Source organism: Streptomyces sennicomposti (assembly GCF_019890635.1).
In the GTDB taxonomy this organism is placed as follows: domain Bacteria; phylum Actinomycetota; class Actinomycetes; order Streptomycetales; family Streptomycetaceae; genus Streptomyces; species Streptomyces sennicomposti.
This window is the reverse complement of the sequence record NZ_JAIOAB010000042.1, coordinates 55,044-65,651: the sequence shown is the minus strand read 5'-3', so window position 1 is coordinate 65,651 and position 10,608 is coordinate 55,044. Positions and strand designations below refer to the sequence as shown.

General features: G+C 71.2%; 9 protein-coding genes and 1 pseudogene. 6 read left to right on the top strand and 4 right to left on the bottom strand.

What is annotated here, in order from left to right:
- From K7787_RS22035 to glnA2, 3 genes are all read right to left on the bottom strand, one after another.
- On the bottom strand, positions 1-222 hold a 222-nt coding region (locus tag K7787_RS22035), incomplete at its 3' end, for a hypothetical protein (protein ID WP_223002660.1).
- Positions 223-657, bottom strand: a complete 435-nt coding sequence (locus K7787_RS22030) for a hypothetical protein (protein WP_223002659.1) — start codon at positions 655-657, stop codon at positions 223-225.
- Positions 658-832: 175 nt separating this feature from the next.
- The gene (gene glnA2 / locus K7787_RS22025; RefSeq protein ID WP_009188264.1) at positions 833-2,194 is read right to left on the bottom strand and encodes a gamma-glutamylpolyamine synthetase GlnA2; all 1,362 of its coding nucleotides are present in this window, start codon (positions 2,192-2,194) and stop codon (positions 833-835) included.
- A gap of 475 nt (positions 2,195-2,669) precedes the next feature.
- On the opposite strand from glnA2, the gene K7787_RS22020 reads away from it, so the two are divergent.
- Positions 2,670-3,875: a globin domain-containing protein gene (locus K7787_RS22020; RefSeq protein ID WP_223002658.1), complete on the top strand. Its 1,206-nt coding sequence runs from the start codon at positions 2,670-2,672 to the stop codon at positions 3,873-3,875.
- A gap of 273 nt (positions 3,876-4,148) precedes the next feature.
- A pseudogene (locus K7787_RS32465) lies at positions 4,149-4,250 on the top strand (GlxA family transcriptional regulator); the annotation flags it as partial.
- 46 nt (positions 4,251-4,296) lie between these two features.
- On the opposite strand, the gene K7787_RS22015 reads toward K7787_RS32465, so the two are convergent.
- Positions 4,297-4,746, bottom strand: coding sequence for an RrF2 family transcriptional regulator (locus tag K7787_RS22015; protein ID WP_043260736.1), 450 nt, complete (start codon positions 4,744-4,746; stop codon positions 4,297-4,299).
- Positions 4,747-4,974: 228 nt separating this feature from the next.
- Here K7787_RS22015 and K7787_RS22010 point away from each other — a divergent pair, with 228 nt between their 5' ends.
- The 4 genes from K7787_RS22010 (at position 4,975) to K7787_RS21995 (ending at position 10,581) form a co-directional block, all read left to right on the top strand.
- Positions 4,975-5,706, top strand: coding sequence for a thioredoxin-like domain-containing protein (locus K7787_RS22010; protein ID WP_223002657.1), 732 nt, complete (start codon positions 4,975-4,977; stop codon positions 5,704-5,706).
- Positions 5,703-6,371: a DUF305 domain-containing protein gene (locus tag K7787_RS22005; RefSeq protein WP_223002656.1), complete on the top strand. Its 669-nt coding sequence runs from the start codon at positions 5,703-5,705 to the stop codon at positions 6,369-6,371. The genes K7787_RS22010 and K7787_RS22005 overlap by 4 nt, the downstream gene beginning before the upstream one ends.
- A gap of 342 nt (positions 6,372-6,713) precedes the next feature.
- The gene (locus K7787_RS22000) at positions 6,714-8,654 is read left to right on the top strand and encodes a S53 family peptidase (RefSeq protein WP_043260740.1); all 1,941 of its coding nucleotides are present in this window, start codon (positions 6,714-6,716) and stop codon (positions 8,652-8,654) included.
- Between the two features lie 172 nt (positions 8,655-8,826).
- Positions 8,827-10,581, top strand: coding sequence for an NAD+ synthase (locus K7787_RS21995; protein WP_223002655.1), 1,755 nt, complete (start codon positions 8,827-8,829; stop codon positions 10,579-10,581).
- The last annotated feature ends 27 nt before the right edge of the window (positions 10,582-10,608 follow it).

The window sequence follows — 10,608 nt, the reverse complement described above, 5'->3', positions numbered from 1 at the left end:
CAAGAGACCGGTCATCCCGGTGATCACTAAACAAGCTAGAGCCACATCGCGACCGACCCAGCGAAATCCCCACATGTTGCGCTCAAAGCCGTAAGCAGCGTTCTCACTCGCCACCATCGGGAAGCGAGGATCTTGGCCAAGATGGCGCACCTGATCAGTGGCAGCTTCGATGGCATGATCGGCAGCCGCAGGATTAGCCGCTTCGCGCTGCTTGCTCAGCAATCACACATCGGCAACATCTTCGATCGCCTGCCGCCAAATGTCTCTCTGCGTTGGGTTGCTGCTCTCATTCCAGGTGCGCAGCAGTTGCGTCGACGGTCGGCCGCCCCATCGCTCGTACATCCCCACTTGGGATCGCCGCCCTGCATTACCCACCATAACCGACAGTAGATAGCCGCCGAAAGTAGCCGAGAGAACCCCCAGTGCTACGGGTACCGCCGGGTAGGCCTTCAGGCCGAGCGTGACAACAGTGATGGTGATAGGTGCAATCCCCAACACGCCTGGGCAAGGCGAGCCTTCCGTTCGTATGCGCTCAAAGCCACGGTGAACTTCATACCAGAAACAAGCCATAGCCGTATAGACGAGCGAATGATCCGGTCTGCGTGGCAGCATCTGCTGCCACGCCATGACCGTCAGTTGCCAGCTCTGCCTGAACACGACGGCAATCGAACCGACGGTTGTGCTGATCCTGCTCTTCCTGTCCTGGGTCAGAGACGGCCTGTCGGCCGAGACTTGGCTCTGCGACGCCCCAGAGGCTGGCGCAATGGGGCCGACGGTCCGTGACCGTCGGCCCCATTCACCCAACCAGCGAGACCCTTGCCCTAACCCGCCCCTACAGCACCGGCAAGTGCTTCCGCAGTTCGTACGCCGTGACCTCGCTGCGGTATTCCTCCCATTCCTGCTTCTTGTTGCGGAGGAAGAAGTCGAAGACGTGTTCGCCGAGGGTTTCGGCCACCAGGTCGCTGCTTTCCATGAGGGTCAGGGCCTCGCCGAGGTTCTGCGGGAGGGGTTCGATGCCCATCGCGCGGCGTTCGGCGTTGGAGAGGGCCCAGACGTCGTCCTCGGCGCCCGGCGGGAGTTCGTAGCCCTCCTCGATGCCCTTCAGGCCGGCGGCCAGGAGGACGGCGTAGGTCAGGTACGGGTTCGCGCCGGAGTCGATCGAGCGGACCTCGACGCGGGCCGAGCCCGTCTTGCCGGGCTTGTACATCGGGACGCGGACCAGCGCGCTGCGGTTGTTGTGGCCCCAGCAGATGTACGACGGGGCCTCGCCGCCGGCGCCCGCCGTGCGCTCGGAGCCGCCCCAGATGCGCTTGTAGGAGTTGACCCACTGGTTGGTCACCGCGCTGATCTCCGCCGCGTGCCGCAGCAGGCCCGCGATGAAGGAGCGGCCGACCTTGGAGAGCTGGTACTCCGCGCCGGACTCGTAGAACGCGTTCCGGTCGCCCTCGAAGAGCGAGAGGTGCGAGTGCATGCCGGAGCCCGGGTACTCCGAGAACGGCTTCGGCATGAAGGTCGCCTGAAGCCCCTGCTCCAGCGCCACCTGCTTCATGACCAGGCGGAACGTCATGATGTTGTCCGCCGTGGACAGCGCGTCGGCGTAGCGCAGGTCGATCTCCTGCTGCCCCGGCGCGCCCTCGTGGTGGGAGAACTCCACCGAGATCCCCATCGACTCCAGCATGGTGATCGCCTGGCGGCGGAAGTCCATGCCGATGGCCTGCGGGGTGTGGTCGAAGTAGCCGGAGTTGTCCGCGGGGGTGGGGCGGGAGCCGTCCAGCGGGCGGTTCTTCAGCAGGAAGAACTCGATCTCCGGGTGGGTGTAGAAGGTGAAGCCCAGGTCGGAGGTGCGCGCCAGGGCCCGCTTGAGGACGTAGCGCGGGTCCGCGAAGGACGGGGAGCCGTCCGGCATGAGGATGTCGCAGAACATCCGCGCCGTGCCGGGGGCCTCCGCCCGCCAGGGCAGGATCTGGAACGTCGACGGGTCCGGCTTGGCGATCATGTCGGACTCGTAGACCCGGGCGAAGCCCTCGATGGCCGAGCCGTCGAAGCCGATGCCCTCGTCAAAGGCCTGTTCGAGCTCGGCGGGGGCCACGGCGACCGACTTCAGGAAGCCCAGCACGTCCGTGAACCACAGGCGTACGAACCGGATGTCGCGCTCCTCCAACGTCCGGAGCACGAACTCCTGCTGCTTGTCCATCTTCCGCTTCCCCATCCTTGCTGGTCAGGCCGCCTGTGTCCGTATGTCGTCACGGGAGGCGGTCGGGCACGCGAGCATCACACCACACCAGGGTTTCACGCGCGTTGCCGACGGCCGTGACCCGGACCGGGTGCGGTGCGAGGTCCGGGTCCCGGCCTCGCCCCGGTCCGGGCCGGGGCCCGGCCGGGCCGCATGTCCCGGCCGGCCGGGCAGCCGGTCGTTCTGGCGTTCGGTCGTCCGCGCGCAGTGGTGCACTGCTCTGCCGCCCATCTTGCCCCCTGTGCGCCCCCGCCGTAATGGCCGGAGGCCATCCCGTCCGCCGCACGGCCACACCGCACCACATGGGCGGCGTGGCCGGAGGCCGTCCCCCGTGAGGCAGACCACGTTCCTTTAATTTGCATCTCAGATGCAAGTTTTCATACGGTCATGACGAGTCGAGCGATCGAGCACACGATCGAGTCATCGAGGAGTCACGATGCTGTCCGAGCAGTCAGCAGCCACCGTCCGCGCCACCCTTCCCGCCGTCGGCGCGGCCATCGGCCAGATCACCGAGCGTTTCTACGCCAGGCTGTTCGAGGCCCACCCCGAACTGCTGCGGGACCTGTTCAACCGCGGCAACCAGGCCTCCGGCGCGCAGAAGCAGGCCCTCGCCGGCTCCATCGCCGCCTTCGCGACGTACCTGGTGAACAACCCCGACCGGCGCCCCGACGTGATGCTCGACCGCATCGCCCACAAGCACGCCTCGCTCGGCATCGTCCCGGAGCAGTACCCGATCGTGCACGAGCACCTGTTCGCCGCCATCGCCGAGATCCTCGGCGACGCCGTCACCGAAGAGGTCGCCGCCGCCTGGACCGAGGTCTACTGGCTGATGGCCAACGCCCTCATCGCCATCGAGAAGCGGCTGTACGAGCAGAGCGCGCAGACCGGCTGGCGCGAGTGGAAGGTCGTCGAGCGCGTCGAGGAGACCGACGACGTGGTCACCTTCAAGCTGCGCCCCGTGGACGACGGCCCGGTGCCCGGCTACCGCGCCGGACAGTACGTCTCGGTCGGCGTCACGCTCGCGGACGGCGCCCGGCAGATCCGCCAGTACAGCCTCACCGCGGCCCCCGGCTCGCCGGAGCGGCAGTTCGCCGTCAAGCGGGTGACCGGCGACGCCGCCACGCCCGACGGCGAGGTCTCCAACCACCTGCACGCCCACGTACGCGAGGGCGACGTCCTCCAGCTGTCCGCCCCGTACGGCGACCTGGTCCTGGAGGACACCCACGCGCCGCTGCTGCTCGCCTCCGCGGGCATCGGCGTCACCCCGATGATCGCCATGCTGGAGCAGCTCGCCGACGCCGGCCACGGCGCGCCGGTGACCGTCGTGCACGCCGACCGCTCCCCCGCCGCGCACGCGCTGCGCGCGGACCACGAGGCGTACGCGGCCAAGCTGGCCGACGCGCGGACCGTCTTCTTCTACGAGCAGGACGCCGAGGGCGCGGGCCGGCCCGGCCGGGTCGATCTCGCCGAGGTCGCCGTCCCCGCCGGGACGCGGGCCTATCTGTGCGGCCCGCTGCCGTTCATGCGCGCGGTGCGCGAGCAGCTCATCGCCAAGGGCGTGGCCCCGGCCGACATCCACTACGAGGTCTTCGGCCCGGACCTGTGGCTGGCGCAGCCCGCGCAGGCGCCGGCGGCGGCCTGACGACAGGGTCCGGCAGAGCTTGACGGCAGGCTCCAGGGGAGCTTGACGACAGGGTCCGGGAGAGCTTGACGGCAGGGTCCGGCGGTCGGGCGGCAGGGTGGCGGTGGTGGGCAGGCGGGTACCTCGCCCGGTCGGCCGCCGCCCTTCGCCGCCTCCGCCGCCCCCTGGCCCTTCTGACCCTCCCGGCCCCCATAGTCCCCTACCGGCCGGTCCGAGGCGGTTTCCCCCGTCGCCTCGGACCGGCTTTCCGCATGTCCGCGCGACGGCCCGCCCGCGTGCGGCTACGGCACCCCCGAGGCCATGCGCCGCGCGTTCGTCAAGGCGCTCGGCGCCTCCCCGGCCGAGTACCGCCGCCGCGTGCCGCCCCGCCGGGCAGACCTCGGCGCGGGGCAGCGCCCCTCAGGCCGGGGAACCTGCTCGCTCAGGACGCCGGCCGCATGCTCGGCAGCCCCAGCAGCAGCGGTCCCGTCGGCGCCGCGACCATGTCGGCGACCGTGAGGGGATCGAGCGCGGCGTAGAACGCCTCCTGGGCCCGGCGCAGGGCGCCCCGCAGGCGGCAGTCGGAGTTCAGCGGGCAGGGGGTGTCGCCGCCGGTGCAGTCGGCGACGTCGCCCTCGCCCTCCATGGTGCGCACGATCGCGCCGATCGACGCGCCCCGGCCCGCCTCCGTGAGGGAGAGTCCGCCGCCCCGGCCGCGGCGGGCCGTGAGCAGGCCGCGGTGCTGGAGTTCGGCGACGATCTTCGCGGCATGCGTGTACGGCACGCCCATGTCCGCCGCGACCTCGCGGGTCGTGGGGGTGTCGGTCTCGCCCGCGACGGCGAGCCTCATCAGGACGCGCAGCGCCATGTCGGTGGAGCGCAGCAGCCGCATACCGCCAGCGTAAATAATCGGCATCCGCCGTTCAACTTAACGGCGGCCCGCCGCCCGCCGCCGCCCCCTCCGTGACCGCCGTCCTCTCCGTGCCGGCCGCCCCCTCCCCGCCCGCTGTGCCCGGCAACCCGCCGTCGATCGCCGCGCTCTCCCCCGCGCCCCCTCCGCCCCACTACGATCAGCGCGAGCCGACCGCCCTCACCGCCCCTCCGACCCCGAAGGACCCCCATGGCCTCCGCCCCTCAGCCCGGACCCACCGGTACGACCGGCAGCGACCAGCGCCGGGCCCATATGGAGGAGCTGCGCCGCGCCGAGCAGGCCCGGCAGCGGCGCAACCGCGTGCTCGGCATCGTCGCGAGCGTGGCCGTGGTCGCGGGGCTGACCGTGGGCGGCGTGCTGTTCGTCCACGCGCAGACCGCGCAGTCCGAGAACGGCGGCACGGCGGGCTCGGCCGTCGAGGCGAAGAGCGGCCAGGACGGCAAGAACGCGAAGCCCGGCGGCGCGGGTCACTTCACCACCGGCCCCGACGGCGTCCGCACCTGGCAGGGCACCCTCACCCGCAACCACACCACCGACCCCGTGACGTACCCGATGGAGCCCCCGGTCGGCGGCGACCACAATCCGGTCTGGCAGAACTGCAACGGCGACGTGTACACCGCGCCGATCGAGAACGAGCACGCCGTGCACGCCCTGGAGCACGGCGCGGTCTGGGTGACGTACAACGCGAAGGCGGCCAAGGCGGACGTGGCCGCGCTGGCGGAGAAGGTGCGCCGGACGCCGTACACGCTGATGAGTCCCGTCGCCGACCAGAAGGACCCGATCATGCTGTCGGCGTGGGCGCACCAGCGCAGTGTGAGCGGCGCGAAGGACCCGAACGTCGACAAGTTTTTCGCCGAGTTCGTCCAGGGCGCGCAGACGCCGGAGCCGGGGGCCGCCTGCACGGGCGGTGTGGACCGGTGAGGCCGGCCGGGCTGGTCGCGGCGGCCGCGGTGACCGCGCTGGCGGCGGCCGGGGCCATCACCTACGCGGTCGCCGAGGACGGCGGGGCGCACGCCCATGTCCCCGCGCCCGCCGCGGCGGCGGCCTCCGCGTCCGCCGTCCCCGTCCCGGCCGCCGACTCCGCGGACGCGGGCTTCGCCCGGGACATGGCGGTCCACCACCAGCAGGCGGTGGAGATGTCGTACATCGTGCGCGACCGCACCCGCGACACCGAAGTGCGCCGTCTCGCCTACGACATCGCGCAGACGCAGGCCAACCAGCGCGGGATGCTGCTGGGTTGGCTGGATCTGTGGGAGCTGCCGAAGGTGTCGGCCGAGCCGCCGATGACCTGGATGGGGATGGGCGACGCGGCGGCCGGCAAGGACGGCGCGCTGATGCCCGGCATGGCGACCAACGCGCAGCTGAAGAAGCTCGGCCGACTCAGCGGCCGGCAGGCGGAGATCTACTACCTCCAGCTGATGACCGCCCACCACAAGGGCGGTCTGCACATGGCGCAGGGGTGCGTCGCCCGGTGCACGGTGGCGGCGGAGAAGCGGCTGGCGCAGAGCATGGTGGACGGGCAGCAGTCAGAGCTGCGGCTCATGGCCGGCATGCTCAAGGAGCGGGGCGCGACGGCCGGTTCATGAGCGGTGCGGCGCACGGTTCATGAGCGGTACGCACCCGGTTCATGAGCGGTGCGGCGCCCGGTTCGTGAGACGGGGCCTCCGGAATCCGGGAACCGAAGCTCTCAATCCGGGGAACGAAGGACTCAATTCACCCCGTATACACCGTGCCTGACGGTTCCTTGGCTTTCTCTTGGCTTACGCATGGCCCTGGCATGAACGGTTCATCGGGAAGAGTGACCCTCGATCGTGTGATCCATTCATGGGCCTACCGCCCATGGGGCCAAACCGCCGCGGCCGCTTCGCGGATCACGCGTGGTCCGACCACTCATTGCGTTACATGCGATCCGCATCGCAGGGGGTTCTATGAGATCCAACCGCGCCACCGTGCGCGCCGGTGTGAGCCTGGCGGCGACGCTGCCCATGGTCGCCGGCGCGCTCGCGCTCGGCATACCCGCGGCGCACGCCGCGGACCACTCGGGCCGCGGCGCCCTCGCGGGCACCAAGCCCGCGTGGGCGACGGCCAAGGCGGACAAGGGCGCCGCCGCCGACAGCTCCCGGGTCAACGCCCGGGTGTACCTGGCCGGCCGCGACGCCGCCGGCCTCGCGGCGTACGCCAAGGCGGTCGCCGACCCGTCCTCGCCCCAGTACGGCAAGTACCTGACCGCCGAGCAGGCGCAGGCCCGTTACGGCGCGACCAAGGCCCAGGTGGCCGCGGTCAGGTCGTGGCTGAAGTCGGCGGGCCTCACGGTCACCTCCGTCACGCCGCACTACATCGCCGTCTCCGGCGATGTCGCCGCCGCCGAGAAGGCGTTCGGCACCCAGCTGCACAACTTCGCCAAGGGCTCGAAGACTTACCGCGCCCCGGCCGCGTCGGCCTCCGTGCCGGCCGGGCTGAAGGGCGCCGTGCTGACCGTCACCGGTCTGGACAACGCCCCGCACAAGGCGAACCACAAGGAGCAGCTGCCGCCGCCGGACGCGGTGTTCAAGAATGCCGGGCCGTTCTCCTCGTACTACGGCTCCAGGACCGCGAGCACGCTGCCCTCGGCCTACGGCCAGAAGGTCCCGTACGCCGTCAAGGGCTACACGGGCAAGCAGCTGCGCTCGGCCTACGGCGCCGGCAAGTACACCGGCAAGGGCGTCCGGATCGCGATCACCGACGCGTACGCCTCGCCGACCATCGCCTACGACGCGGCCAACTACGCGAAGCAGAACGGCGACAAGGCCTGGAAGACCAGCCAGCTGCGCCAGGTGCTGCCGGCCGACTACACCAGGACCGAGGAGTGCGGCGCGGCCGGCTGGTACGGCGAGGAGACCCTCGACGTCGAGGCCGTGCACGCCGTCGCGCCCGACGCGAACGTCACCTACGTGGGCGCGGCGTCCTGCTACGACGACGACCTGCTCGACTCGCTGAGCAAGATCGTCGACAGCCACCTGGCCGACATCGTCTCCAACTCCTGGGGCGACATCGAGGCCAACCAGACGCCGGACCTGGCCGCCGCCTACGACCAGGTGTTCCAGTTCGGCGCGGTGGAGGGCATCGGCTTCTACTTCTCCTCCGGCGACAACGGCGACGAGGTCGCCAACACCGGTGTCAAGCAGGTCGACACCCCGGCCAACTCGGCGTGGGTGACCGCCGTCGGCGGCACCTCGCTGGCCGTCGGCAAGGGCGACAAGTACCTGTGGGAGACCGGCTGGGGCACCGAGAAGGCCAACCTGTCGGCCGACGGGAAGAGCTGGACGGACTTCCCGGGCGCGTACACCTCCGGCGCGGGCGGCGGCACCAGCAAGACCGTGCCGCAGCCGTACTACCAGAAGGGCGTCGTGCCCACGGGGCTGGCCACGGCCAACAACGCGGCCGGCAACCGCGTCGTCCCGGACATCGCGGCGATCGCCGACCCGAACACCGGCTTCCTGGTCGGCCAGACGCAGTCCTTCCCGGACGGCACCCAGCGCTACAGCGAGTACCGCATCGGCGGCACCTCGCTGGCCGCGCCGGTGATCGCGGCCGTGCAGGCCCTCGCCCAGGAGGCCCGCGGCGGCAAGGCGATCGGCTTCGCCAACCCGTCGATCTACTCGAAGTACGGCTCGAAGCTGTACCACGACGTGGTGGACAAGCCGACCGGCAAGGACCTCGCGGTGGCCCGCGTGGACTTCGTCAACGGCGTCGACGCCTCCGGCGGTCTGACCTACTCCGTGCGCAGCCTCGGCAAGGACAGCTCGCTCAAGGCCGTCAAGGGCTACGACGACGTGACCGGCGTGGGCTCGCCCGCCAAGGGCTACGTCGACTCCTACCGTCGCCACTGACGCACGCACCACCGGCCGTGCCGCACGGCCCCGGCGCCCGCTCCTCCTCCCCGAGGGGCGGGCGCCCGCGTGTTCGGCCCCGCGCCCGAGGGCGGTCACACGTGTGCCGGGCCACACCCGCGCCGCCGCGCCCGCCCCCCATCGCGTCGCTCTGACGATTACACTGGGGCGCGTGCCTCAACTACGTCTCGCCCTGAACCAGATCGACTCCCGCGTCGGCGACCTCGCCGCGAACGCCGAGTCGATCCTCCGCTGGACCCGGCACTCGGCCGAGCAGGGAGCGCATCTCGTGGCGTTCCCGGAGATGGCGCTGACCGGGTACCCCGTCGAGGACCTGGCCCTGAGGTCGTCGTTCGTGACGGCGTCCCGCACCGCGCTGCGCGAGCTGGCCGCCCGGCTCGCCGGGGAGGGCCTCGGCGAGCTGCCGGTCGTCGTCGGCTACCTGGACCGCAGCGAGAGCGCCCAGCCGAAGTACGGCATGCCGGCCGGCGCGCCGCGGAACGCGGCGGCGGTGCTGCACCGCGGCGAGGTGGTGCTGACCTTCGCCAAGCACCACCTGCCGAACTACGGCGTCTTCGACGAGTTCCGCTACTTCGTGCCCGGCGACACCATGCCGGTGCTGCGGGTGCACGGCGTGGACGTCGCCCTCGCCATCTGCGAGGACCTGTGGCAGGACGGCGGCCGGGTCCCGGCGGCGCGCACCGCCCGCGCGGGGCTGCTGCTGTCGGTCAACGCCTCGCCGTACGAGCGGGAGAAGGACGACACCCGCCTGGAGCTGGTCCGCAAGCGGGCCCAGGAGGCCGGCTGCACCACCGCCTACCTGGCCATGACCGGCGGGCAGGACGAGCTGGTCTTCGACGGCGACTCGATCGTCGTCGGCGCGGACGGCGAGGTGATCGCGCGGGCGGCGCAGTTCGAGGAGACCTGCGTGGTGCTGGACCTGGAGCTGCCGGCCGCCGCCGCGGACGCCCCCTCGGGCGTGGTGGACGACGGGCTGCGGGTCGACCGGGTCGTGCTGTCCGAGGAGCCGCTGCCGGCCTACGAGCCGGTGCCGGCCGCCGGGTGCGGTGAGCGTCTGGACGACGACGAGGAGGTCTACACGGCGCTGGTCACGGGCCTGCGGGCGTACGTGGCGAAGAACGGCTTCCGGTCGGTGCTGATCGGCCTGTCCGGCGGCATCGACTCCGCGCTGGTCGCGGCGATCGCCTGCGACGCGGTGGGCCCGGAGAACGTGTACGGCGTCTCGATGCCCTCGAAGTACTCCTCGCAGCACTCCAAGGACGACGCGGCGGAGCTGGCCCGGCGCACCGGCCTGAACTTCCGCACGGTGCCGATCGTGCCGATGTTCGACGCGTACATGGACTCGCTCGGGCTGACCGGGCTCGCGGAGGAGAACCTCCAGTCCCGGCTGCGCGGCACGCTGCTGATGGCGCTGTCCAACCAGGAGGGCCACATCGTCCTCGCCCCCGGCAACAAGTCGGAGCTGGCGGTGGGCTACTCGACGCTGTACGGCGACTCGGTGGGGGCGTACGGCCCGATCAAGGACGTGTACAAGACGTCGGTGTTCCGGCTGGCGAAGTGGCGCAACCGGGCGGCGGCCGAGCGCGGCCAGACCCCGCCGATCCCGGAGAACTCCATCTCCAAGCCGCCGAGCGCGGAACTCAGGCCGGGCCAGGTGGACACCGACTCGCTCCCGAACTACCCGGTGCTGGACGCCATCCTGGAGCTGTACGTCGACCGCGACAAGGGCGCCGACGAGATCGTCGCGGCCGGTTACGACCCCGAGCTGGTCGCCCGGACGCTGCGGATGGTGGACACGGCCGAGTACAAGCGCCGCCAGTACCCGCCGGGCACGAAGATCTCCCCCAAGGGCTTCGGCAAGGACCGCCGCCTCCCGATCACGAACGGCTGGCGCGAGCACTTGTGACCGCCCCGCGCGGCCGCGGAACAGCCC